At 61.9% G+C, this 24870-nt stretch carries 15 protein-coding genes and 1 pseudogene; 13 read left to right on the top strand and 3 right to left on the bottom strand.

From position 1 onward, the window contains the following. Positions 1 to 519: 519 nt before the first annotated feature. The 3 genes from BCF11_RS26525 (at position 520) to BCF11_RS26515 (ending at position 3484) form a co-directional block, all read left to right on the top strand. Positions 520 to 2085, top strand: coding sequence for a S10 family peptidase (locus tag BCF11_RS26525; protein WP_098497846.1), 1566 nt, complete (start codon positions 520 to 522; stop codon positions 2083 to 2085). A 60-nt stretch (positions 2086 to 2145) separates the two neighbouring features. Further along, positions 2146 to 2550: an EF-hand domain-containing protein gene (locus BCF11_RS26520; protein WP_098497845.1), complete on the top strand. Its 405-nt coding sequence runs from the start codon at positions 2146 to 2148 to the stop codon at positions 2548 to 2550. Between the two features lie 166 nt (positions 2551 to 2716). Beyond that, positions 2717 to 3484, top strand: coding sequence for a bifunctional 2-polyprenyl-6-hydroxyphenol methylase/3-demethylubiquinol 3-O-methyltransferase UbiG (locus tag BCF11_RS26515; protein WP_098497844.1), 768 nt, complete (start codon positions 2717 to 2719; stop codon positions 3482 to 3484). A gap of 23 nt (positions 3485 to 3507) precedes the next feature. Here BCF11_RS26515 and BCF11_RS26510 read toward each other — a convergent pair whose 3' ends face one another. Next, entirely contained in the window at positions 3508 to 12255 is an 8748-nt protein-coding gene (locus BCF11_RS26510) for a GH36-type glycosyl hydrolase domain-containing protein (protein ID WP_369827886.1), read from the bottom strand. A gap of 637 nt (positions 12256 to 12892) precedes the next feature. Here BCF11_RS26510 and BCF11_RS26505 point away from each other — a divergent pair. The 7 genes and pseudogenes from BCF11_RS26505 to BCF11_RS26475 all read left to right on the top strand — a co-directional run bounded on the left by BCF11_RS26505 (position 12893) and on the right by BCF11_RS26475 (position 19012). Beyond that, positions 12893 to 13411 carry an RcnB family protein gene (locus BCF11_RS26505; RefSeq protein WP_098497843.1) on the top strand — a complete coding sequence of 173 codons (519 nt, stop codon included), beginning with the start codon at positions 12893 to 12895 and terminating at the stop codon, positions 13409 to 13411. 288 nt (positions 13412 to 13699) lie between these two features. Next, positions 13700 to 13852, top strand: a pseudogene (locus tag BCF11_RS26500) (ferritin-like domain-containing protein); the annotation flags it as partial. Between the two features lie 43 nt (positions 13853 to 13895). Next, positions 13896 to 14198 (top strand): YqjD family protein, encoded by a 303-nt coding sequence (locus tag BCF11_RS26495; protein ID WP_098497842.1) that lies wholly within the window; start codon positions 13896 to 13898, stop codon positions 14196 to 14198. Between the two features lie 391 nt (positions 14199 to 14589). After that, positions 14590 to 14838 carry a hypothetical protein gene (locus BCF11_RS26490; RefSeq protein WP_098497841.1) on the top strand — a complete coding sequence of 83 codons (249 nt, stop codon included), beginning with the start codon at positions 14590 to 14592 and terminating at the stop codon, positions 14836 to 14838. Positions 14839 to 14947: 109 nt separating this feature from the next. Continuing rightward, on the top strand, positions 14948 to 15976 hold the full coding sequence (gnd, locus tag BCF11_RS26485; protein ID WP_098497840.1) for a phosphogluconate dehydrogenase (NAD(+)-dependent, decarboxylating): 1029 nt from the start codon (positions 14948 to 14950) through the stop codon (positions 15974 to 15976). Between the two features lie 58 nt (positions 15977 to 16034). Then, entirely contained in the window at positions 16035 to 17708 is a 1674-nt protein-coding gene (gene pgm / locus BCF11_RS26480) for a phosphoglucomutase (alpha-D-glucose-1,6-bisphosphate-dependent) (RefSeq protein ID WP_098497839.1), read from the top strand. Beyond that, positions 17705 to 19012, top strand: coding sequence for a glucoamylase family protein (locus tag BCF11_RS26475; protein WP_098497838.1), 1308 nt, complete (start codon positions 17705 to 17707; stop codon positions 19010 to 19012). The genes pgm and BCF11_RS26475 overlap by 4 nt, the downstream gene beginning before the upstream one ends. Positions 19013 to 19023: 11 nt before the next feature. On the opposite strand, the gene tkt is transcribed toward BCF11_RS26475, so the two are convergent. Next, on the bottom strand, positions 19024 to 21105 hold the full coding sequence (tkt, locus tag BCF11_RS26470) for a transketolase (RefSeq protein WP_098497837.1): 2082 nt from the start codon (positions 21103 to 21105) through the stop codon (positions 19024 to 19026). Positions 21106 to 21643: 538 nt separating this feature from the next. Between tkt and BCF11_RS26465 the strand changes: the two genes are divergently transcribed. Continuing rightward, complete coding sequence (locus BCF11_RS26465) at positions 21644 to 21826, top strand: CsbD family protein (RefSeq protein ID WP_098497836.1); 183 nt, start codon at positions 21644 to 21646, stop codon at positions 21824 to 21826. A gap of 91 nt (positions 21827 to 21917) precedes the next feature. Here BCF11_RS26465 and BCF11_RS26460 read toward each other — a convergent pair whose 3' ends face one another. Beyond that, the gene (locus tag BCF11_RS26460) at positions 21918 to 22535 is read right to left on the bottom strand and encodes a glutathione binding-like protein (RefSeq protein ID WP_098497835.1); all 618 of its coding nucleotides are present in this window, start codon (positions 22533 to 22535) and stop codon (positions 21918 to 21920) included. A 73-nt stretch (positions 22536 to 22608) separates the two neighbouring features. Here BCF11_RS26460 and BCF11_RS26455 point away from each other — a divergent pair, with 73 nt between their 5' ends. Together BCF11_RS26455 and BCF11_RS26450 are read left to right on the top strand one after the other, a co-directional pair. Then, complete coding sequence (locus BCF11_RS26455; RefSeq protein ID WP_098497834.1) at positions 22609 to 23232, top strand: TetR/AcrR family transcriptional regulator; 624 nt, start codon at positions 22609 to 22611, stop codon at positions 23230 to 23232. 327 nt (positions 23233 to 23559) lie between these two features. Then, positions 23560 to 24600, top strand: a complete 1041-nt coding sequence (locus tag BCF11_RS26450) for a cupin-like domain-containing protein (protein WP_199111261.1) — start codon at positions 23560 to 23562, stop codon at positions 24598 to 24600. Positions 24601 to 24870: the final 270 nt, after the last annotated feature.

Below are 24870 nucleotides of genomic sequence, written 5' to 3'. Positions count from 1 at the left end.
ATTGGCACGAGCGGCGTCGCGATCAGCATTTTCGCCAATTTGGCATTTGCGCGGCGGAGCGACTCTACCGAGGTCCCGACAGCAACGGACGGATCGAAGCGGCGCGAGCCTTGATCGTCGTCAAAGCGCTTGCTGCTGACGCCGGCATGCCTTCAGCGACGGCACCGCAAATCGCATGCAAGCCTGCCTGCGCAACTGGTAATATTTGCGCATAGGGTATCAGTACATACAGGTCTGTATATGGCTGTGCAGCGGCAGGAAATAAATTTCACGAACTTGCTGGCCGCCACCTTGAATACCTCGCGTTCTTTGCATATATTGTCATACGACAACAAATTTTTACCCGTTTCACCACTTCCTTTCAGTCCGTAAAAATACAACTTGCATATGCATGACTGACTCAGGCCCCGGTCCTGTGTCGATGTCGAATTCCCGTGACCAGCGTCAGCCGCTTGTCACAGGTGGGATTTTTATTGTTTGCCGCCGGCAGCATCGGTGAATACAACTTGCGAGGACTACATGTCGATTAAACGAAAACTACTGTTTGGCCTGGCCGTTTCCCTACAATTATGTGCGTTGGCATTTGCCGCCCATCAGGCGCTGGCGCAGGAGGCCCCGCAAAGCGAGGTGGCAGCGGTGCGGCCGCCGGCCGACCAGCCTTATAACGACAAGACGCTATATGGCTTCGGCGCCGGCGATGCGCTCGCTGCCGCGCAGGTGACGGAAAACGCCGCGGTCACCCACAACAGCATTTCGATCAACGGCAGGACCATCCACTACACGGCGACCGCAGGCCATCTGACTGCCGCCGATCCGAAAACCGGCAAGCCGGAAGCCTCGATTTTCTACGTTGCCTATACCGCTGACAAACAGAATGCCGGCAAGCGGCCGGTCACTTTTTTCTATAATGGCGGCCCGGGCTCATCGTCGGTATGGCTGCACCTCGGCTCCTTCAGCCCCAAGCGCATCGTGACCGGCGATCCGGCCACTACGGAGCCGCTGCCTTTCCCGTTTGTCGACAACAAGCAAAGCCTGATCGATACTACCGACATGGTGTTCATCGATGCGGTCGGCACCGGTTTCTCCGAAGCCATCAGCCCCAACACCAACCAGACTTTCTGGGGTGTGGACAGCGATGCGGCGGTGTTCCGGGATTTCGTCACGCGCTACCTTAATGCCAATCACCGGCTGGAATCGCCCAAGTACCTGTTTGGCGAATCGTATGGCACGCCGCGCACCGACGTCCTCGCCAACCTGCTGGAAATGGCCGGCACCAAGCTGACCGGCGTGGTGCTGCAATCGGCGATCCTGAACTACAACTCGAACGCCGACTTTAACGGCGGCTCGTATGGACCGTACTTCCCAGGCTATGCCGCAGTGGGAGCCTATTTCAACCTGGTGACGCCGCCGCCGACCAATCTCACCAAATTCGCCAAACAGATGCGCACCTTCGTGGCCGGCGGCTATGAGCCTGCAGTGGATGCCTTCCTGGCTTCGAATACGCAGCCCTCGGCCGACCTGCTGAACCAGCTGTTCTTCAACAGCGGCTATACGGTGCCGCAATGGAAGGCCGATTTCAACCTGGATGAAACCACTTTCCGCGCCAACCTGATTCCCGGTTCCGTGATCGGCCGCTATGACGGCCGGGTGGTGGCGGTCAATGGCAGCCCGCTGGCGGCCGATGGCGATCCTTCCAGCACCCTGATCACACAGCCGTTCACCGATCGCATGAATGACTATCTGCCGCACGGTTTGAAATACACCGCGGTCTCGACCTACAATATAGAAAACGGCGACACCATCCAGAACTGGGTCTGGACCCACGATGGCCTGCCTCTGCCGGATACGATTCCCGACCTGGCGGCAGCCATCTACCAGAATCCCAAGCTCAAGGTATTGTCGGCGAATGGCTACCATGACCTCGCCACGCCTTTCTACAATACGGAGCTCGACCTGGGCCGTCTCGGTCCGATTTCCGGCTTGCAGATCACGCACTATCGCGGCGGCCACATGATTTACCTGTTCGATCCGTCGCGCCTGATGATGAAAAGCGATCTGGTGCGGTATTACGACAGCCGCTCATGATGCGCGCGGATATTTCGCACATCCTGCTGACCATTCAATCTGATAGGTACTGGAGCTGATATGAAATCATTCCTGACACTCGTGGCAGTTTCGTCTCTCGCCATCATCCTGCCTGCTGCGGCGCTGGCGCAAAGCACGGTCAACGCCACCACTACACCGGCACGCCAGGGCATGGCGCAACTGGGCGATCCTTACGTGCCGGCGCACGTCAAAGCCGCCGCCCGCGTCGCCGCCAAGCCAGCCGCGGCCGGCGCTTCGCTGCAAGAACGGGCCTTGCAGAAACTGCAAGCGAAGTTCAGCGAAGCCGACAGCAGCAACAGCGGTTCCGTCACCAAGACCCAGGCGCAGCAGGCGGGCTTCGGCTTTGTCGCCAATAATTTCGAGCAGATCGATGTCAATCACGCTGGCAGGGTCACTTTCGACAACGTCAAGACCTATATGCGCGCCAACGGGGCGAACTTCTAGGTTTTGACGAAGCACTGCGGCGGCAAAATCACGCCGACGGCATGGATGGCAAACTGTCATCCATGCCGTTTATCCGTGTTAAATTAACCCGACGTCACCGGACCAAAAGGGGAATGCCGATGCGCCCGTTGTTGCCTACCTTGCCCGCCAAGAAGGCGGGTCCTTGATGCAGATTGCCGATACCTTCTACGATGACATGGCCTCCGCCTATCATCTGATTTTCGCCGACTGGGCTGCAACCATAGAACAGCAGGGAATGATTTTGTCCGCACTGCTGCCAGCGCCGGCCGCGGCCGGCAAGGTGCTGGATTGCGCCTGCGGCATCGGCACCCAGGCGCTGGGACTGGCAGGCCACGGTTATCAGGTCGAAGGCAGCGATCTTTCCGCGGCCGAGATCGAGCGCGCTAGGCTGGAAGCAGGCAAGCGTGGTTTGTCTATTCCATTCCGCACGGATGACATGCGCCTGCTGCACACCTCGGCCTCTGGTGAATACGGCGTGGTGCTGGCTTTCGATAACGCCTTGCCGCATCTCGATAGCGAAGAAGATATCGACCAGGCGCTGGTGGCGATGTACCAGAGGCTGCGGCCCGGCGGCAGGCTCATGCTCAGCCTGCGTGACTACGGGCCGTTGATGGAGCAGCGGCCGGGCATCATGCCGCCGGCCATGTTCATGGACGACGGCCGCCGCCGTATCGTGCATCAGGTGTGGGACTGGCTGGATGAGCGCCGTTACATGCTCCATCTGTATATCACGCGCCAGATGCCGGACATGGCATGGAAGACCAGCCACTTTGCCGGCCGCTATCGCGCGATTACGCCGCAGGAAGTGGCTGCTCATGCGAGCAAGGCCGGCTTTAAGCAGGTGCAAATCCTGCCGCCGGCTGCGACCGGATATTACCAGCCGATTGTCGCAGCCGTGCGTCCCGCTGCCTGAACTGTCCACCCGCTGCATCGAGACTACGCAGCCGCTGCCGGCCGCGCCGGCAGCAATATCTCCACCGCATGCTCGCGCTTGTCGTCCACCAGCGCAATTGCGGCGTCCGTCTGTATCGCGCCGTCGACCTTGATGTAGCTGGCGAGGCCATCGGCGACACCCTGGTGCAGCACAATCTGATAGGTGGTGTCGCGATAGCGGTAGGCCAGGCGGCAGGATGTCCAGTTGTCCGGCAGGCAGGGCGCTATGTGCAGCTTGTCGCCGGCCAGGCGCAGGCCGAGCAGTGATTCGACGATCAGGCGATACATCCATCCGGCCGATCCGGTATACCAGGTCCAGCCGCCGCGGCCGACGTGTGGTACGCCGGCATAGACGTCGGCGGCGACCACGTAGGGTTCGACCTTGTACCTGGCGATCTTGCTTGCAGTCTTGCCGTGGCCGAGCGGATTGATCAGCCGCATCAGTTCCCAGGCGCGTTTCTGGTCGCCCAGCTTGGCAAAAGCCATCACGGTCCAGATTGCCGCGTGGGTGTACTGGCCGCCATTTTCGCGCACGCCGGGGACGTAGCCGCGGATGTAGCCGGGATTCTGGTCGGATTTGTCGAACGGCGGATCGAGCAGCTGGATGATGCCGTCCTTGCGCCGCACCAGGCGCTGGTCTACCGCCTGCATCGCCATCAGGCTGCGCTGCGGATCGCCGCCGCCGGACAGCACCGACCAGCTTTGCGAAATCGAATCGATCTGGCATTCGACATTCTTGGCCGAGCCGAGCGGCGTGCCGTCATCGAAATAGGCGCGCCGGTACCAGGCGCCGTCCCAGCCGTTGGCGGCGATGTTTTTCTTCAGCTTCACGGCTTCAGTCCAGCAGCGCTCGGCAAAGGCCTGGTCCTGGCGGCCGGCGGCGATTTCGCTAAAGCTGGTCAGGACCTCGTACAGGAAGAAGCTGAGCCAGACGCTTTCGCCTTTGCCCTTTTCACCAACCTTGTCCATGCCGTCGTTCCAGTCGCACGAACCCATCAGCGATAGCCCATGCACGCCGAAGCGCAGACCGTGTTCGATGGCGCGCACGCAATGGACGTACAGCGTCGCCACCTCGCTGGAGCGGCCCGGAAGGTCGTAGTAGGAATCTTCATCCGGGTTCACTGCCCGTCCTTCAAGGAAGTGCGCGGCTTCGTCCAGCACGGTAGTGTCGCCGGTGCTGCTGACATAGCGATGCACTGCCAGCGGCAGCCACAGGAAATCGTCGGAACAATGGGTGCGGACGCCGCGGTCGGTGGGCGGATGCCACCAGTGCTGAGCATCGCCTTCGATGAACTGGTGGGCGGCGCACAGCAGGAGATGTTCGCGCAGCAGCTGCGGCTGGTTGTGCACCAGGGCCATGGCATCCTGCAGCTGGTCGCGGAAGCCGAACGCGCCGCCCGACTGGTAGTAGCCGCTGCGCGCCCACATGCGGCAGGAGACGACCTGATACATCAGCCAGCCGTTGGCCAGCAGGTTCAGCGCCGGGTCCGGCGTTTCTATCTGTATTGCACCCAGGGTGCGTTCCCAGAACGCATGGACTGCCTGCAATGCCGTCTGCGCCGCAGTTGCACCGCGGTGACGTTGCAATAGTTCGCCCAGGTTGCTGTGGCGGCTATCGGCGACGCCGAGCATGAACACGATTTCGCGCTGCTGGCCGGGACTGAGCTCGAACTGCTGCTGGATTGCGGCGCACGGATCGAGTCCGGCGCCGACCTTGCCCGACAAGCGTATCCGCTCCATCGCCGCCGGGCTTTGCAGGGAACCGTTGCGGCCGATGAATTCGTAGCGGTCGCCACTGACGCTGCGGACGGTAGCGTCAACATCGAAGAAGGCGATGCGGTCGGGGAATTCGGTATTGTAGGGATTGCGCGCCAGCAGGGCGCCGCTGGCAGGATCGATTTCCGTGACGATGTGCATCACCGACTTGGGGCGTAATTCGCCCAGCACCCACTCGGCATAGCCGGTAGCGGACAGTTTGCGCACCCCATCCGATTCGTTGCGCACGCGCAGCACGGAGTATTTGACCGGGGCGTCGATAGCGACATAGACCGTCAGTTCAGAGACGATGCCTTCCTCGATATGTTCGAAGACGCTGTAGCCGAAGCCGTGGCGCGTCACATACTCGCCGGCGCCGCGGCGCGGTAGCGGCGCCGGCGACCAATAGTGGCCGCTTTCTTCGTCGCGCAGGTAGAAGGCTTCGCCGCCGCTATCGCTGACCGGATCGTTAGCCCAGGGAGTCAAGCGGAATTCGTGGGCGTTCTCGCCCCAGGTGTAGGCTTGTCCGCTTTCGGAAACGACCGTGCCGAATTGCGGATTGGCGATCACGTTGCTCCATGGCGCCGGCGTGGTTTGCGTAGCTGAGGTGGCGATGACATATTCGCGGCCGTCGGCGCTGAAGCCACCGAGGCCATTTGCCATCAGCAACTGGCGGCTGGCCAGGGTCAGCCCGTCGGGCACGCTGAGCGCTTGCGGCCTGAGCATCGGCGTCAGGCGCGGCACCCGAATTTCCATCAGGTCGCGGCGGTTGATCTGTTCGGCCAACGTGCCGCGGCTGTCGGTCAGGATCACCCGCGCCACGGCCTGGAACAGGATCCGGTCTTCGTCGGAGATCTGGTCCACCAGCCGCAGGAAAATGCCGCCCGGGCGGTCGATCGCATTGGCACCGGTGACCGAGGAAATCAAGCCCATGATCTGTTCCTGCAGCAGCTGGCGGTAGCCGGCATGGTCTTCGTTCCAGATCACCAGGTCGACCGCCAGTCCTTTCGAGCGCCAGTAGGCATGGGCTTGCACCAGTTGCCGCACCAGTTCGATATTCTCCTGGCTCTTGATCTGCACCAGCACGATCGGCAGGTCGCCGGAAATGGCGTAACCCCACAGGCCGGACTGGCCGCGATGGTTGCGGATCAGCACGCTGGCGTCGGCGCGCAGCAGCGGATTGACAAAGATCACCGAATTCGCCAGGCGGCCATACAGCTGGGCGTCGGCCTCGCTGGCGTTAAGCTGACGCAGCACCACCTGGCTATGCGGCCAGGACAGTTCGACCACGCGGTCGGCCAGATGACGGTCCTGGTATTTTTCGATCAGTCCGAGGCAGATATCGCGCGAGTCGCCGATGCCGGTCACCATGTCGATGGTGACCACCTGTTCCGGCTCCAGCGTGATCTGGCAGCGGATCGCCACGATCGGATCGAGCACCGGCCCGGCGCTGCCACTTAGGGGGCCGGGCTTACGCATGGCTTGCGGCGCCGTGACGGTGTTGCCGCGGCCTATGAATTCCATGCGGTCGGTCTCGTACGATACCGCATCCAGTTCCGCGCCGTGGATCGCCATCAGGTGGAACATCCAGGGCATTTTCTCGTTCATCGAACGCGGCCGGCGGGTGCACAGGATGGCGCGTTGCGGACCGAGGATCTCGGTCTGCACGAACAGGTTGCTGAAGGCCGGGTGGGTGGCGTCGGCAGGCGCTGGCGCCAGCACCACCTCGGCATAACTGGTGATGTCGATGGTTCTCTGTGTGCGCGAGCGGTTGATGATGCGGGTCCGGCGCAATTCGATATCGTCCTCCTGCGACACCACGATCTCGGTGTGCATGTCGAGATTGTTGTCGCGCCGGCGGAATTCCGCTCGCCCTTCGGAAAAGATCACCTCGTAATTCCTGGGCGGCGCCAGCGTCGGCTGGTAAGCGGTCGACCAGAAGTAGGCGCTGTCTTCGTTGCTGCTTTCATCGACGTCGCGTACGTAGCAGAAGGCGCCCCAGTTGTCGCGCGTGCTGTCTTCGCGCCAGCGGGTGACCGCCAGGTCGTTCCAGCGGCTGCGGCTGCCGCCGGCGCTGGTGACCATCACATGGTAGCGGCCGTTCGACAGCAGCTGGATTTCCGGCGTGCGCGGATCGGGACGCTGCAAGATGCGCATCTGTATGCCCTGGTCGCCGGCCGCGGTGCGGATATCGGCCAGGTCGGAGGTGTTGGAATAAGTCGCGCTGGCTTTGGGCACGCGTTCGTGCAGCAGGGACATGGTGGCCTGGAACAGAGGATCGGATTCGAAGCGCTTTTGCATGGGGCGGTCGAGCAGCAGGTAGGCCAGCGCCAGGAATCCCATGCCCTGGTGATGCGCCATGAAGGAGCGGATCACGGCATTGCTCTGTCCGCGCGGCAGGCGCGATGGCGTGTAGTCGATGGCTTCAAAGAAGCCGTACTCGCCTTCGAACCCTTCCGCCGCCAGTTGTTGCAGGTTGCTGCAGGCCTGTTCCGGCGCCACCATCAGCGCCATCATCGAGGCGTAGGGAGCGATTACCAGATCGTCGCCCAGGCCACGCTTGAAGCCCAGGCCCGGCACGCCGAACGCGCGGTATTGATAATTGAGGCTGGCATCGAAGGTGTGGTAGCCCGATTCTGAAATACCCCACGGCACGTTGCGCTGGGCGCCGTATTCGATCTGGCGCTTGATGGCGGAGTCGTAAGTCTGGTCCAGCAGGGTATTGGCGAAAGTCGGCATCACCAGCAGCGGCATCAGGTATTCGAACATCGAACCGCTCCACGACAGCAGGATCGGCTCACCGCCGGCGATGGTCAGCTGGCGGCCGAGGGCGAACCAGCTTTCCTGCGGCAGCTGGCCCTGGGCGATGGCGATGAAGGTCGTCATGCGGGCTTCCGAGGCCAGCAGGTCGTAGAAGCTGAGGTCGCGCCGGCGTTCGCTGACGTTGTAGCCGATCGCCAGCAGATGGGTGGCAGGGTCGTACAGGAAACCGTACTCCATCCTGGCGAACTCTTCGGCCTGGGTCGCCAGCTGCTCGATCAGCAGGATGTTTTCACTGGCGCGCCGGCTGCCTTCAGCCAGCAGGCGCTGCAGCGTGGACAGGCGTTCGATCTGCAGCGCATTGCTGTGCTCGGCCAGCTTTCTTTCAAATTTCTCGGTCAGCTCCGTATGCATGCGCGCCAGCTGGCGCAAGGTCGGGATCTGGTCGAGCTCGGGAAAGTCATCCAGCCAGTCCGCCGGCGCCAGCATCTGGTTCCATGGCGTCAGCCGATCGAGTTCTTCCTGCGCTTCCCTGCACTGGCTGGCGAGTGCGCGCCCCCAGACGTTGAGCTGGGTGTCGGGCACGGTGTCGAGCCCGGCAACAAAACTGGTCGCACAATGGCTCAGGCGTTGCAAGAAATCGTGGGCCACGGTCAGGGTGGCAGGAGTGGACTGGCAGGCCGAATCGAGATCCTTTTCGAACTGGACCAGCTTGGCCAGCGGGCCGCCGCCGGCGGTGTCGCGCAGGATTTCATAAGTGTCGCGCAAGCCCGGAAAGACGCGCGCGCCGATGATCGCGCTGTCCAGCAAACCTTCCAGGCCGGGACGCAGCGTCAGCAGATGCCCGGCTAGGTTGCCGCTGTCCACGCTCGAGACATAGATGGGATGCAGCGGTCTCAGGTACTGGGTGTCATACCAGTTGTAGAAATGGCCTTGGTAGCGCTCCAGGGCGGCGAGGGTCTGAAAGGTGTTCTGGGTGCGTATGATCAGCTGTCCCGCCGGGATGTAGCCAAAGTCGTAGGCTGCCAGATTGGCCAGCAGCGACAGGCCGATATTGGTCGGCGAGGTGCGCCGCGCCACCACCGCGACCGGGTGTTCCTGGACATTGTCCAGCGGCAGCCAGTTGTCTTCCGGACCGACATAGGTTTCAAAGAAAAGCCATATCTTGCGTGACAGCGCGCGCAGGAATTGCGTTTGCTCGCTAGTCAGCTGTGCCTGGCGGCGGCTGACAGGCTGGCTGATCCACCAGGCGATGAAGGGTGACGTCAGCCATAACAGCAGGATAGGAGCGGCGGCTTGCAGCGCCAGCGGTCGGGCGACGCTCAGGTAGACGACTGCCGCCGCGGCGATGGCGGGGGCGATCCACATGTCGCGATAATAGGACAGCAGGCCGTCGCCTGACTGGCGGCTGGTTGCGCTGGACGGTTGCCATTCCAGCAGTTTCCTGTGCGAGACCAGTATCCGCCACTGGGTGCGGATCACGGCGTCGAGATTGACGGCGGCTTCATAGGGCAGAAAAATCAGCGTCAGCGCCGCATGGCTGAAATGCTGGCCGGCGGCTTTCAGGGTGGCTGAAAAATGCTGGCGCAACAAGACGTCGGCAGGTTTGCGCAGCAGGCTGACGATGCTGGCGCAGATTGATGGAATCAGGATGATCGCCAGCACCGCGCAGCTCCAGAACCAGGCCGAGGGCAGCAGCAGCCAGCCGGCCAGCAGTAAGGCTGTCAGCGCAAACGGCACCATGCTGCGGCGCAGATTGTCGAACAGCTTCCAGCGCGACAAGGCGGACAGCGGATTGCGGTGGCGCAGGATCCTGCCGCTCGCCGCATCGCGCGCGCCCGGCACGCTGGGCAGCAGCCAGGAGGCGATCTGCCAGTCGCCGCGTATCCAGCGATGGCGGCGGCGGACGTCGGCGCTGTAGCGGGACGGATACTGCTCATACAGCTGGACGTCGCTCAGCAGGCCGGCGCGGGCATAGCAGCCTTCCAGCAGATCGTGGCTGAGCACGCGGTTTTCCGGCATGCGGTTGCCCAGCACCTGCTCGAAGGCGTCGATGTCGTAGATCCCCTTGCCGACGAAAGAACCTTCGCCGAACACATCCTGGTATACATCCGATACGGTGCGGGTGTAGGGATCGATGCCGATCTCGCCGCCGCACAGCAATTCATAGCGCGATGCCGAGGCGCTCGGCAGGCTGACCGCTACCCGCGGCTGCAGGATGCCGTAGCCGTCGACCACGCGTTCGCGGCTGGCGTCATACAGCGGCCGGTTCAGCGGATGGGCCATAGTGGCGACGAACTGCCTGGCGGCATCGCGCGGCAATTCCGTGTCGGTATCCAGCGTGATGACGTAGCGGACGTTGCTGAGGCCGTCGGTATCGCCGGTAATCAGCGAATAGGTATCCGCTTCGCCACCGCGCAGGAAGGCGTTCAGGTCGGCCAGCTTGCCGCGCTTGCGTTCGTAGCCCATCCATGTTTTTTCCTGCGGGTTCCAGCGCCGCGGACGATGCAGCAGCAGGAAACGGTCGTCATGGGCTTTGCTATATTCCTGGCGGTATTTCTGGTTCAGCTCGGTAATATTGTTATTGATATGTTCCAGCAGGCTGTCTTCGCCCGTCAGGTTTTCGCTGCCGGCATCGGCGAAATCGGTGAGCAGGCAAAAGCGCAGGTTGTCATCGCGATTGGCGAGGTAGCGCACTTCCAGCGTTTCGGTCAGCTCGTCGATGTTTTGCCGGGTGAACAGCATGGTGGGTACCACTACCAGCGTACGCGACTCACGCGGTATGCCTTCCGAGAAATCCATGCGCGGCAGCGGCCGCGGCACCGTGATCAGCGTGGCGAGCCAGTTGACCATGGCCAGCGCCAGCTGGCTGGCGGCGAGCAGCGAGATTATCGCCAGCCCCGCCAGCAGCCAGTCGCCGGCGCCGTCGGCATAAGCCTTGGCAAGCACCAGCCCAGCCACCAGCAGGCTCAGTAGCAGGATGCTGGCGAGGTACGCCGTCAGCGGTGAATCGCGGGCGGCGCTGCGCAGCCGTTCCGGCAACGGCGGCCGGTAAGCGGCTGCCGCCTCAAGCTGCGGCAAGCCTTTGTCAATCAGGTAATAGCCGACATGGCTGCTGCGCGTTTCGTTGTCGACCGGTTGCATACTGGCTGCCGCCAGTTGCAGCGCCTGCTGCGCTACTTCGATTTCGGACATGCGGCTGTGCCTGGCGAGCTTTTCAACCACATGGCGGTAGCAGTCGCGCGTGGCGAAATCCATGCGTGCATAAATATCGCCCGGGTCCTTGCGCAAGATATGGTCGACCACGCTCATGGTTTCGACGAATTCGCGCCAGTCCATGGCGCTCAGGAAGCGCAGGCTGCCGATGCTGTTGCTGATCGAGACCTGGTCGGCGGCCTGATGCTGGGTTTCGGATTGGACCAGCTGTTCAATGGTGTGGCCGGATTCGTTCAGGCGCTGCGACAGCCAGGTCATGGGCAGCGTCAGCGCCGGGCTTTGCCCTTGCAGGCGCCGCACCAGCTCGGCTACGAAAGAGCTGTCGAGCGGCGGATTGGAGCGCGCCATGTCAGCCACCAGCAGGATCAGGTTGCCGGGATCGTTCTCGGCGCTTTCCGCCATCGCGTCGGCCCAGGATTCTGCCAGGTTGCGGTTGAGGCGGGTCTGCGCCAGGTGGGTGGCGACCCGCCGCAGGTTCTCGATCAAGGCCAGGCGCAGCATGATGGGAATCGCCCATAGCTCGCCCAGCGTCAGCGGCGTCACCTGCTGGTAGGCAGCGACGAAGCGGCTCAGGTTTTCCGGATCGACGCGGCCGTCGCCGTGCGAAATGGTTTCCAGCGCGATATCGTATACGCGCGGGCGGCCGGCGGAGTTGCCGCGCAGCAGGCGTGGCAACTCGCGGCTGTAGTTTTTCGGCAGGTGCCGTTTGGCGGTGCGGATCTGTTCTTCGATCAGATAGAAATTGTCGAGCAGCCATTCCGCCGCCGGCGTCACCTGGCGGCTGGTCTTGATGGCCTCGGTCAGCTGGCTGCAGGCATCGATGATGACTGTTTCGTTCTCGGCCAGGCGCGCCAGCAACTGGTCGCGGCCGCGTTCAGGGCTGAGCTTGTGCGCATTGGCCAGGATCCGGCCGTGCTGCTCCATTTGCAAGGCGCTGAACAATTCGGCGCGCAAGGGAAGCTCGTCATCGTCCCGGCCGCCGCCATTATCCGAGCGCAGCGCGGTTTTAATGCTGAGCAGGTAATCGAATACGGATTTGTGGTCTGTTTTCAATTTTGATATTTCTATTTTTATAACGAAAGAGAACCGGATCGCAGGGCGCGGAAGAGTTTGCAGTGATCAGATTCTGGCCCTGCTGGATATCGCTTCTGGCAAGCGGAAGGGCGCCGCGTCAGGAGAAGACGTTCGACAGGGGGCGGTAGAAATGCGGCCCGTAGAAGATGCGTGAAAGTACTGGCGCCGGCAGCGCGGATTGCTGACCTGCGGACCGTCCTACGTTTTACAGATTAGCAGATTCTCGGACGAAGCTCCAAGCAAGCGCCTGGAACTCGCCCGGGAACGCTCAGCGGGCCAGCAGCACCACCTTGCCCCTGGCGCCGGTGCCGCCTCGAACTCATTTGCTGTTGGTTGCGCCCGGTGGACTGGCAGGACCTGCCGCTCAGGCTACGGCGGTTGTCCTGGCGGTTTGGTGCGCTGGGACACATAGCGTAGCAGTATGATGTTTTGCGGGAACAGCAAGCCTATTTGCGGGCGAGCAGATGCTTGTGTGCGCTGCCGTACGGAATGCGGGCATTTGCGGGGCTATTCTGCATATAGCCGACAATGAATCGGCAGCAGGCGCAAGAATATTGAACCGTCGCACACACTGGAGCCCAGCATGAAAACGAAAACAGTTGTCTCCGCCATTATGGCGATGTCGCTGCTCACGGGTGGCCTGGCGTTCGGCCAGGAACGTGACAGGCCCGCCCAGCGCTACGATCAGCAGCAGCGCAACGATGACCAGCAGCGCTACGATGACCAGCAGCGTAACGATCAGGGCCGGCAGCCGGATCGCCGCGATTACAATGATCAGCGCCGCCAGCCGGATCGTGGCAATTACAACGATCAACGTCGTCAGCCGGATCGTGGCAATTACAACGATCAGCGTCGTCAGCCGGATCGCCGCGATTACGGTGAGCAGCGCCGCGACGAGCGCGGGGCTGGTCCCGACCACGCGTTCTATCGGGGCCAGCGGCTGCCGCCGGAATACCGCGGCCGCCAGTACGTGGTCGATGACTGGCGGGCTCACCACCTGAATGCGCCGCCGCGCGGCTATCATTGGGTGCAGACCGGCGGCGACTATGTGCTGGTGGCGATATCCACCGGCATCATCCTGCAGATGTTGTTGGGTAACTGACAAATACAGCAAAGCGCTTTTCAGCAGCAGGCCTGAAGAAATCCCCTGCGCTCATTTGAGCGCGGGGGATTTTGCTTTATGCCGCCGCTGCGTAGGGGAGTCGCGTTGTTGTGCAAGTGTCATGAACATCGTCAGCACCGCCAGCGGTCTGTGCGTCAGCACACACAGCTTGCCGATGCCGGGCCGTCACCCTGAGTCAGGGTTAAAACCAGTGCTATGTGCGTCAGCGCACCGATCTTGCCGCGCATAAGTAATATAAATCTAGTGTAGAGCTTCGTACTCCCATCCAGAATCGCCGAACGTATCGTGCAGCTCAACGGCGAACCGGATTTCAATCCGGTTGCGCTGGCCGAGCGCAGCCATGTGGAGTACGACACCTCAACGGACATCATGGCCAAGGAAGAAGAACACGCTGACGATATGCGTGACCTGCTGGGTTGAAATGTAGGCGACCCTGTTCATCATCAATTTCAAGGAGTTCATCTTGTTAGAGAAAAATCTGAAAGCGGTCAATCGCGATGTAAAGGTGCTGGTCCAGGATGCGCAAGCCTTGTTTCAGGCGGCCGCGGCATTGACCGGCGATAAGGCCGAGGAACTGCGCGCACGCGCCATGCGCTTGCTGGACAGTGCTCTGGTCGCCGCGCAGGAAGCGCAAACCGTTGCCGTCGGCGCCAGCAAGGAAATGGCGGATTCGGCGGAACAGTATGTCAAGGAAAATCCATGGCAGGCATTGGCCGCGGCGGCTGGCGTGGGATTTCTGGTCGGCGTGATAATGACCAGGAAATGATCAAATAATCGGGTGTAAAAAAGCGTGGCGCCTGTCATATGCGGCGCCACGTTTTCATTGCTGCCGGCATCAGGCAGGAGATGCCGCTCGGGCCATGGTCACAGCTGCGGCAGCGGCTGCCCGGTGCAGCAAACCGCAGGCCGCACACACCGGCGCCGACTTCATATACACTGGCCGAAGAGCAAAGGAATTTTATGGAAGATTGGCGAGCGGGTTCGCTTTTCCTGCTTTCGAATGCGGTGTTGTCGGACACACGATTGCGCTGCAACTGTTTACAGTGGTGAAGACTGGAAAAACGTGATCTGATCGGAAGCACTTTATTGCTTGTCTGCCGCATGCAAGATGCGGCAGATGCCGCCCGAATTTTCCCCGCTACCGTCTGGAGACTGCCATGCATTCAGAAACAATTGGTGAGTACGAAATAGAATGTTCCGGGCTGCCATTGCCTGACAGCGAAGGCTGGGTCGCCAACCTGGTGATCTACGCGCCTTCCTGCAATCCCATGCATAGAAACGATATCTTCCCGTCGCAGCGGGTGGCGGTCGACACCGTCTTCGCCAGCGAGCAGGAGGCGGAAGCCGAGGCCCGCGCCTGCGCCATCGCGCTGATAGAAAAAGGCCGCAAGAAGGAAGTCCACTAAGCAAGGGAAGCGTAACAATCGAGCGAATAAAAGACATAATAAAAGACATAAAAAACGGCAGCGGGTAACATGGCTGTCGTTGTCATATTTATTCAGCGAGGAGAGCAGGATGCAACTTGGCATGATTGGATTGGGGCGCATGGGCGCCAATATGGTCAGGCGTCTGACCAAAGGTGATCACCAGTGCGTGGTCTATGATTTGCATCCGGATGCCGTCAAGGCCGCCGTGCATCCGGGCGCGACCGGCGCTTCATCCTTGCGGGACCTGGTCAGCCAGCTGCGCGCGCCGCGCGTGCTGTGGCTGATGCTGCCGGCTGCGGTGGTGGATGAAAACCTGGCGCTGCTGCTGCCTTTGCTGGAAGCCGGCGATATCGTGATCGATGGCGGCAACTCCTATTACCACGATGACATCCGCCGCGGCGCCGAACTGAAAGCGCGCCAGCTGCATTACGTCGATGTCGGCACCAGCGGCGGCGTCGCCGGCTTTGACCGCGGCTATTGCCTGATGATAGGCGGGGAAAAGGAAGTGGTAGGCCATCTGGCGCCGATTTTCGCTACGCTGGCTCCCGGCGCCGGCGCGGCAGCGCCGACTCCCGGCCGCACCGCGAGCGGCAGCAGCGCCGAGCAAGGCTATCTGCATTGTGGTCCGCATGGCGCCGGGCATTTCGTCAAGATGGTTCACAACGGCATCGAGTACGGCCTCATGGGCGCTTACGCCGAAGGCTTGAATATCCTGCGCCACGCCAACGTCGGCAAGCAGGGCAGCGTGGCTGACGCCGAAACCACGCCGCTGCGCCATCCTGAACACTATCAGTACGACCTCGATCTGCCGGAAATTACCGAACTGTGGCGGCGCGGCAGCGTGATCGGTTCGTGGCTGCTGGATCTGACCGCCGGCGCGCTGCAGAAAGATCCAACGCTGGAAAACTACGCAGGCCATGTCGCCGATTCGGGCGAGGGTCGGTGGACCATCAATGCAGCGGTCGACGAAGCGGTGCCGGTGCCCATCCTGAGCGCCGCCTTGTTTGCGCGCTTCAGTTCACGCGGCGAGGACGATTTTTCCAACAAAGTGCTGTCGGCCATGCGGCAAGGATTCGGCGGCCATGTAGAAAAGCCGGTCGAGCCGCAGGGCGATTAACTACAGCGCGCGGCACCTCAGGTTGCGCTGCGCGGTCCGACCCGCCAGGAGCTCTATCATGAAAATCAGTCCTCTGGCCGGCCAGCCGGCGCCATCGGCATTACTGGTGGATGTGCCGAAGCTGGTATCAGCCTACTACAGCAATATCCCCGATCCGGCGGTGGCCGAGCAGCGCGTGGCGTTCGGCACCTCGGGTCATCGCGGTTCATCCTTCGATTGCAGTTTTAACGAAGCGCATGTGCTGGCCATCAGCCAGGCGATTTGCGCCTACCGCAGCAAGCAGGGCATCAGCGGGCCGTTGTTCATCGGCATCGATACCCATGCCTTGTCGGTGCCTGCCTGCGCCAGCGCGGTTGAAGTGCTGGCGGCCAACGGCGTCGACATCATGCTGGCCGAAGGCGACGAATACACGCCAACGCCGGCCGTGTCGCACGCCATCATCAAATACAACCGCGGCCGCAAGAGCGGCCTGGCGGACGGCATCGTCATCACGCCCTCGCACAATCCGCCGGAAGACGGCGGCTTCAAGTACAATCCGCCCAATGGCGGCGCGGCGGATACCGATGTCACCGGCTGGATCGAGGCCGCTGCCAACGCGCTGCTGCGCGGCAGCCTCAAGGACGTCAAGAGAATGCCGTTGCAGAAGGCCTTACGGCTGGACAGCACGCACCGTTATGACTATCTGAATACCTACGTCGACGAACTCGACCAGGTGATCGACATGGCGCTGATCCGCGACGCCGGCATCCACCTCGGCGTCGATCCGCTGGGCGGCGCCGGGGTGCACTACTGGCAGCGCATCGGCGAGCGCTACCAGTTGAACCTGAGCGTGGTCAGCGCAGAGGTCGATCCGACCTTCCGCTTCATGACGGCCGACTGGGATGGCCGCATCCGCATGGATCCCTCATCGTCCTACGCCATGCAGCGCCTGCTCGGAATGAAGGATCGTTACGACATCGCCTTTGCCTGCGACACCGATCACGACCGCCACGGCATCGTTACGCGCAGCGTCGGTCTGCTGCCGGCCAATCACTACCTGGCGGTAGCCATCGATTATCTGTTCCAGCACCGCAGCCAGTGGCCGCAGGCGGCGGGCGTCGGCAAGACCGTGGTCAGCAGCCAGATCATCGACCGCATCAGCGCCAGGCTTAAACGCACACTGTACGAGGTGCCGGCCGGCTTCAAATGGTTCGCGCCCGGCCTGAGCGACGGTTCACTCGGTTTCGGCGGCGAGGAGAGCGCCGGCGCTGCCTTCCTGCGCCTGGACGGCGCGGTCTGGACTACCGACAAGGATGGCCTGGCGCCGGCTTTGCTGGCGGCCGAGATCACCGCCCGCAGCGGCCGCGATCCCGGCGAAGTGTATCGCCAGCTGGCCAGCGAGCTAGGCGATCCGCTGACGACCCGGGTGGAAGCCAGCGCCACCCCGGCGCAAAAGAAGCTGCTGGCCGCCTTGTCGCCGCAGCAGATCCAAAGCACCGAGCTGGCCGGCGAAAAAATCCGCAGCATCATCAGCAAGGCGCCCGGCAACGATGCACCCATCGGCGGCGTACGGGTGGCGACGGACAAAGGCTGGTTTGCGACGCGGCCCTCCGGCACGGAAGACATCTACAAGATATACGCCGAGAGTTTTCAGGGCGCCGAACACTTGCAGCGCATCGTGCAAGAGGCGCAGGCGATTGTCGACGCCGCCCTGGCAGCTACACCGCAATCGCCTGCCGCAGCCGCAAAATGAGTCACGGAGCGCTGAGCGAAACGGCTGAACTGGACCTGCTGCAACGCGAGTCGTTCAGCTACTTCATGCATGAAACCAATCCGCACAACGGCTTGGTGATCGATAAGACCGCGCCCGACTGGCCGGCCAGCATCGCCGCCGTGGGGTTGGCGCTGGCAGCCTATCCGGTGGCGATAGAGCGCGGCTTCATCACACGCGCTGCGGCGCTCAAGCGGGTGCTGGCCACCTTGCGTTTTTTCTGGAACAGCCCGCAAGGGCCGGAAGCGGATGCCAGCGGCTATCAGGGTTTCTACTATCATTTCCTCGACATGCAAAGCGGGCGCCGCGCCTGGCAGTGCGAACTTTCCACCATCGACACCACGTTTTTCCTGGCCGGCGCGCTGACTGCCGGCTGCTATTTCGATGGACCGGGGGCAGACGAGGCCGAGTGCCGCCGGCTGGCCGACGCCTTGTACCTGCGCGTCGACTGGGCCTGGGCGCAGGATGGCGGCGGCGCGGTTTCCATGGGTTGGAAGCCGGAATCCGGCTTCTTGACGAATCGCTGGAATGGTTACGACGAGGCCTTGCTGCTGTATGTGCTGGGACTGGGTTCGCCTTCCCATCCGCTGGCGCAGGATAGCTATGGCGACTGGGCCGCGGCCTACAAGTGGCAGCAGAGCTACGGCATCGAATACGTCTACGCCGGCTCGCTGTTCACCCACCAGCTGTCGCATATCTGGGTCGATTTCCGCGGCATCCAGGACAACGCCATGCGCGCCAAGGGCATCGACTATTTCGAGAACAGCCGCCGCGCCACCCTGGTGCAGCAGCGATATGCGATAGACAATCCCCGCGGTTTCGCCGGCTACAGCGAACTGTGCTGGGGCATCACCGCCAGCGACGGACCGGGACCCGCCGTGCTTGAGGTCAACGGCAGCCAGCGTGAGTTCTACGACTATGTGGCGCGCGGCGTGCCGCTTGGCCCCGACGACGGCACCATCGCGCCGTGGGTGGTGGTGTCGTCGCTGCCGTTTGCGCCGGAAATCGTATTGCCGACCATCGATTTCTTTATCCATCAGGTCGGGCTGAAGGCAGGCAATCCGTATGGCTTCAAGTCCACCTTCAATCCGAGTTTCCCCTGCAACTGCGATAACCTATACGGCTGGGTCTCGCCCTGGCATTTTGGCATCGACCAGGGACCGATCATTTTAATGATCGAGAATTATCGCAGCGAAATGCTGTGGCGCTTGATGCGCAATTGTCCGTATATCGTCAGCGGCCTGAAGTGCGCAGGTTTTACGGGCGGCTGGCTGCCGTCTGCTTAGCCGCTGGCAACTTAACGGCTCAGCAGCGCCAGCGCGCGCTGGCAGACGTTGTCCACCGTGAAGCCGAATTCGCGCATCACCACATCGCCCGGCGCCGAGGCGCCGAAATGATCCAGCGCCAGCACCGCGCCGCGATCGCCGGCATAGCGATGCCAGCCCTGCGAGACGCCGGCTTCTACCGCCAGGCGGGCGCCGACTGCAGGCGGCAATACCTGGTCGCGGTAGTCCTGATCCTGTTCATCGAACAATTCCCAGCTCGGCATCGAGACGATCCGTACTGAAATATTGCGCGCCAACAGCTGCTGGCGGGCGGCGATGATCAGCGTTACTTCCGAGCCGCTGGCGATCAGGATCAGGTCCGGTTTGCCGCTGGGCGCATCGGCCAGGATGTAGGCGCCGCGCCGCACGCCTTCGGCGGCGGCGAACTGGCTGCGATCCAGCGTCGGCAGGTTTTGCCGGCTCAGCACCAGCGCCAGCGGCCGGCCGGTGGCCTGCACCGCGATGCGCCAGGCGACCGCGGTTTCATTGGCGTCGGCCGGGCGCAGCACCACCAGCTTGGGCAGGGCGCGCAAGCTGGCCAGCTGTTCCACCGGCTGGTGGGTGCCGCCATCCTCGCCGAGGGCGATGCTGTCGTGGGTAAACACATAGATGACGTGCAGCCCCATCAGCGCCGCCAGCCTGATCGCCGGCCGCATATAGTCGGAGAACACTAGGAAGGTGGCGCCGTAAGGCAGCGTGCCGCCGTGCGCCGCCATACCGTTGATGATGGCGCCCATGGCATGTTCGCGCACGCCGAAGTGCAGGTTGCGGCCGGCGCTGCTCCAGCCGCCGGCGTCGGAGCCCTGGCGGTCGCCGCCGACGATGCCGGCAGGCTCGAAATCGCCGAAGCCTTTCAAAGCGGTAAACGTCGAGGGATCGAGGTCGGCCGAGCCGCCGATCAGGGCCGGCAGATGCGCGGCGATGGCATTCATCACCTTGCCGCCGGCAACCCGGGTCGAGATGCCCTTGGCGTCTGCCGGAAAGATGGGAATGTCGGCATCCCAGCCGGCGGGCAGGGCGCTGCTGCCCTGGCCTATGAGTTGCTGCAGTTCGCGTCCTAGTTCGGGAAACTGTTTTTGATAGGCCGCGAATTTTTCTTGCCATGCGGCTTCTGCCCCGTTGCCTGACGCTGCGCTCTCAAGGAAATGCGCGCGCGCTTCTTCCGGGATGTAAAAAGAGGGTTGCTCCGGCCAGCCTAGTTTCTGCTTGGTCAGGCGCAGTTCTTCCACGCCCAGCGGCGAACCGTGCGCTTCGAAGCTGTCCTGTTTGTTGGGAGAGCCGTAGCCGAGATGAGTGCGCACCAGGATCAGGGAAGGACGGCCGGTTTCGCCGCGTGCTACCTCCAGCGCCACGGCGATCGCCGCCAGGTCGTTGCCGTCTGCTACCAGCTGCGTATGCCAGCCGTAGGCATCGAAGCGGCGTTGCCGCTCTTCAGTAAAGGTGATGTCGGTGCCGGCCGACAGGGTGACCTGGTTGTCGTCATACAGATAGATCAGCTTGCCCAGCTGCAGATGGCCCGCCAGCGAGGCCGCTTCCGAGGCGATGCCTTCCATCAGGTCGCCGTCGCTGACCAGGGCATAGGTGAAATGATTGACGACATCCAGGCCGGGGCGGTTGTAGCGTGCCGCCAGGTTGGCCTCCGCCATCGCCATGCCGACGCCATTGGCGAAACCCTGGCCGAGCGGGCCGGTCGTCACTTCGACGCCGGGCGTCAGGCCGCGCTCAGGATGGCCTGGCGTGCTGCTGCCCCATTGCCGGAACTGCTGCAGCTGCGCCAGCGGCAAGTCGTAGCCGCTAAGGTGCAGCAGGCTGTACAGCAGCGCCGAGCCGTGTCCCGCCGACAGGATGAAGCGGTCACGATCGAACCATTGCGGGTTGGCGGGATGATGCTTGAGAAAGCGTGTCCACAATACGTAGGCCATGGGCGCGGCGCCCAAGGGTAGGCCGGGATGGCCGCTGTTGGCCTGTTGTACGGCATCTGCCGAGAGAAAGCGCAAAGTGTTGACGCACAGATTGTCGCGTGCCGGAATTGGAATCGAGGGGATTGAACTCATTCTGCAGCTCCTTGAAGTCGCTGGATCGGCTCGGTTGAAAGAGACCAGCGTGGCGGATGATCAAAGCAAGATAGCACCCTTTGCAGGCGCTTACCCTGCGTGCCGTATTTGACTGAGGGAAGCGGCGCCGGATGGGCAGAGTGGTGCTGGTATGTTTCCCGACCGCCAGCTCCGGTAGTTCGATATTTACACTCGCGTTTTACGATAAACAGCCGGTAAAACGATGTCATCTTCAAAGCGCACAGCGTACTTATCGCTAAGCTCAAACTGCCTGTTTTCGGAGCCCGGCAGGGAAGGCGCAGCTACTCTAGCAAACAGCAGCGGATCCTTCTGTGCGTTGAACCACATAGGGGAAAAGCCAATTCATGCACCGGCGCGTAACGCGGCGCCGGCGTCCTCCGCGGCTTCCTTGTCTCCTACACGGATATCGGCGTTCCGCTGATATTGGACCGCGGCGGCATTAATTAATATCGGTTCATGGCAAGAGAGCTTGTACCTGCGCCAGGAATCATCATTTCAACCAATTGGAGAATCAAGCATGAACAAAGATCAAGTCAAGGGCGTAAGCAAAGACATCGCCGGTAAAATCCAGGAAGAAGCCGGCAAGCTGGTCGGCAGCAAGGAACAGCAGGCCAAGGGCTTGCAAAAACAGGTCGAGGGCAAGATTGAGAAAACCCTCGGCGATGCCAAGGAAGTGGCCAGGGACATCGCTGGCAAATAAGGGATCGAGGCCTGCCGCCTGGTTGCGGCAGCGGACCCATCCAAAAAAAGCTGCAACCGGTTCGCCGGCGGCAGCTTTTTTTTCGTTGTTGTCAGGATTGCGCCCGATACAGCGCCAGTTCTTCGGCCAATGCTTTCGCCATGCTCGGGCGCTGCAGCTGCCGGCCATAGTATTCCTTGACCCGCGGCCATTGCGCCAGATCGATGCCGCCGTGCGCAGCCCAGTTGAGCACGGTAGCCAGATAAGCATCGGCCACGCTGAAGCGGTCTAGCAGGAATTCGTGGCTGGCGAAATGCTTTTCCAGAAGGCCGAGGCGCGAGGCCGCCTTGTCGCGTGCATAGGCTTTTACCGCGTCGGCAGCGTGCGCATCGAGCAGCGGCACGAACAAGGCCTTGTGCAGTTCCGTGCTGACGAAGCCCAGCCATTGCTGCATCTTGGCGCGCTGCAGCCGGTCGGTTGGCGCCAACTGAGCTTGCGGGAACTGATCTGCAACATAGGGCAGGATGGCGGTGTTTTCGGTAAGCAGATAACCATCGTCGGTATGCAATACCGGCACTTGTCCCAGCGCGCTGACAGGGTAGAAATCGGCGCCATCCTGCAATTTTTTCGACTTGGTATCGACCTGGATATAGTCAGCCTTGGCGCCGGCTTCATACAGGGCGATGCGGGTGGCGAGCGAACAGGCGAGCGGGGAAAAATACAGTTTCATCTGGAATCTCCATGGGTGGTTTGTTTTTGTACTATAATGTACAAAAATACCTTGGTCAACATTTTTATACTGTATGGAACAAAAAGAAAACAAGCGTGCCCGCGGACGTCCGCGCGCCTACGATCCGGAGCAGGCGCTGGACAATGCGCGCGACGTATTCTGGCTGCTGGGCTATGGCGGCAGCTCGCTCGACGACCTCAGCGCGGCCACCGGCATGAACCGGCCCAGTTTGTACGCAGCGTTCGGCGACAAGCATGCGCTCTACCTGCAAACGCTGGAGCGCTACATCGAGCTCGGCCGCCGCGGGATGATCGAGGCGATGGCCGGCGATCTGCCGCTGGCGCAGGCGCTGCTGCGGGTGTACCAGCTGGCGCTGGGCATGTATCTGCCGTCCGGCAGCGCTGCGCGCGGCTGCCTGCTGATCGGCACCGCGGCCACCCAGGCGGTAGTGGATGCCGAGGTGCGCGAGCGCCTGAGCGACGGCTTGCGCTGTTTCGACCAGGTTTTCGAAGCGCGTTTCCAGCGTGCGCTAGAGCAGGGCGAACCGGTTGCCGCAATGGAGCCGGCGCTGCTGGCAAAGATTGCGTCGGCGGTCCTGCATACCGTGGCGCTGCGTTCGCGCGCGGGCGACAGCCGCGCCTCGCTGGAGGCGACCGCCGCCGCCGGCATCCAGCTGATTTGCGGCCAGGCGCGCTAGTGTCGTGTCATGCCTCCGCTGTCGGTATATCGCGCCGGCCTTGGTCCGAGGCGCAACGACGCGATACGGGTCAAGGCAAGCGAGATGCCGACAGCGGAGGCATGACACGACACTAGGCGCATCCGCTATCCAAGGCGCGCCGGCCGCATCCGGTATCAATACCACTCCGGGACCGCGCCAGCACGGCCGCGGCGTGGTGCCTCCAAATTCAAAACCACTTGCAATTTGATCCGTATTATCCCAATGTTGCTCTCTGCCGCCCGACAGTGGGAGCGGCAACAGCGTGATTGAAAATACCAACCGGCGCGCGGTATATGGAGACGAGTCATGGCGCAAGCGAAGCATAGTGCAAGCATCATCATCAACGACGACTGGCGCCGCTGGATCGGCGAAAACCTGGCGCTCGACGCCACTCCGCAAGACCTGTTCAACGTCCTGGTCGCGCAAGGCGTGGCTGCAGACGAGGCGCAGCGCGAAGTACAGGCCGCGCTGGCCAGTCCTTACTTGCTGGGCGCGCGCCAGGCCGGCCAGCGCCTCAAGAACCGCCTGAAGAAGCATGACTGGGTGCTCGACATCTACCGCACCCTGAACCGGCAGACTGCCGGCAGCAGCGTGATTGAGCGCCGCCACCGCCTGTCGCGCGAGGAGTTCTATCGCCAGTATTATCTGTTGAACAAACCGGTGATCATCACCGGCATGCTGGATGACTGGCCGGCGCTGACGAAATGGAATTTCGATTTCTTGCGCGCACATTTCGGAGAACGCGAGGTCGAAGTGCAGATGGGGCGTTCACAGGACGCCAACTATGAAATCAATTCCAGCCAGCACAAGCGCAAGATGCCGCTGGCAAGCTATCTGGATATGATCGAGGGCGCGCAGGAGAGCAACGATTTCTACATGACGGCGAATAATTCCTCGTCCAATCGGCAAGCACTGGCGGAGTTGTGGCAAGACATCGGCCGTCTGCCGGAATACCTGAACCCGGATTCGGTGGACGACGGCTTTCTCTGGCTGGGGCCAAAAGGCACGCGAACGCCGTTTCACCACGACCTGACCAATAACTTCATGGCGCAGGTGGCCGGCCGCAAGCGCGTCAAGCTGATCCCAGCCTGCGAACTGGCCTACGTCTACAACCACCATCATTGCTATTCGCCGGTCGACGGCGCCGCCATCGACTACGAGCGCTTCCCGCTGATGCGCAACGCGCAGCTGCTCGAATGCGAACTGGCCGCGGGCGAACTGCTGTTCCTGCCGGTCGGCTGCTGGCACTACGTGGAAGGGCTGGAGGCGAGCATTACCGTGTCGCTGATTAACTTCCAGCCGGATAACAATTTCGGCGCTTTCTACTCGACCTACGACGAACTGTAGCCAGGCGCCGGCTGATATTGCAAACTCGCGCGAATTCCTGCAAATGCGTCGCATCCAGCCTTGATCCTGGCGTTTTCGGCGGCTTGGCTCAGGCTGTTTCCTGGCTCGATTTTTCAGGTTGGCGCAGCAAAACCGTAAAGATGGCGTTCACATCTCTAAGACCACATGCATACATCTGCAAAAGTGGTATCGCACCGATTGTCACACTTTTTCCGGCTGATTTTCCGGCAGCAGTGGATTGCACGTTCTCTATATGAGAAAAACAGAGAT

The sequence above is a fragment of the Collimonas sp. PA-H2 genome (genome assembly GCF_002564105.1).
Lineage (GTDB): Bacteria > Pseudomonadota > Gammaproteobacteria > Burkholderiales > Burkholderiaceae_D > Collimonas.
This window is presented reverse-complemented; position numbering and strand designations above follow the sequence as displayed.

Bases quoted from the DNA above. Each gene is read 5' to 3' on its own strand.
- BCF11_RS26525 (WP_098497846.1), top strand. From the start codon at position 520: ATGTCGATTAAACGAAAACTACTGTTTGGCCTGGCCGTTTCCCTACAA.
- BCF11_RS26520 (WP_098497845.1), top strand. From the start codon at position 2,146: ATGAAATCATTCCTGACACTCGTGGCAGTTTCGTCTCTCGCCATCATC.
- BCF11_RS26515 (WP_098497844.1), top strand. From the start codon at position 2,717: ATGCAGATTGCCGATACCTTCTACGATGACATGGCCTCCGCCTATCAT.
- BCF11_RS26505 (WP_098497843.1), top strand. From the start codon at position 12,893: ATGAAAACGAAAACAGTTGTCTCCGCCATTATGGCGATGTCGCTGCTC.
- BCF11_RS26490 (WP_098497841.1), top strand. From the start codon at position 14,590: ATGCATTCAGAAACAATTGGTGAGTACGAAATAGAATGTTCCGGGCTG.
- gnd (WP_098497840.1), top strand. From the start codon at position 14,948: ATGCAACTTGGCATGATTGGATTGGGGCGCATGGGCGCCAATATGGTC.
- pgm (WP_098497839.1), top strand. From the start codon at position 16,035: ATGAAAATCAGTCCTCTGGCCGGCCAGCCGGCGCCATCGGCATTACTG.
- BCF11_RS26475 (WP_098497838.1), top strand. From the start codon at position 17,705: ATGAGTCACGGAGCGCTGAGCGAAACGGCTGAACTGGACCTGCTGCAA.
- tkt (WP_098497837.1), bottom strand. From the start codon at position 21,105: ATGAGTTCAATCCCCTCGATTCCAATTCCGGCACGCGACAATCTGTGC.
- BCF11_RS26465 (WP_098497836.1), top strand. From the start codon at position 21,644: ATGAACAAAGATCAAGTCAAGGGCGTAAGCAAAGACATCGCCGGTAAA.
- BCF11_RS26460 (WP_098497835.1), bottom strand. From the start codon at position 22,535: ATGAAACTGTATTTTTCCCCGCTCGCCTGTTCGCTCGCCACCCGCATC.
- BCF11_RS26455 (WP_098497834.1), top strand. From the start codon at position 22,609: ATGGAACAAAAAGAAAACAAGCGTGCCCGCGGACGTCCGCGCGCCTAC.
- BCF11_RS26450 (WP_199111261.1), top strand. From the start codon at position 23,560: ATGGCGCAAGCGAAGCATAGTGCAAGCATCATCATCAACGACGACTGG.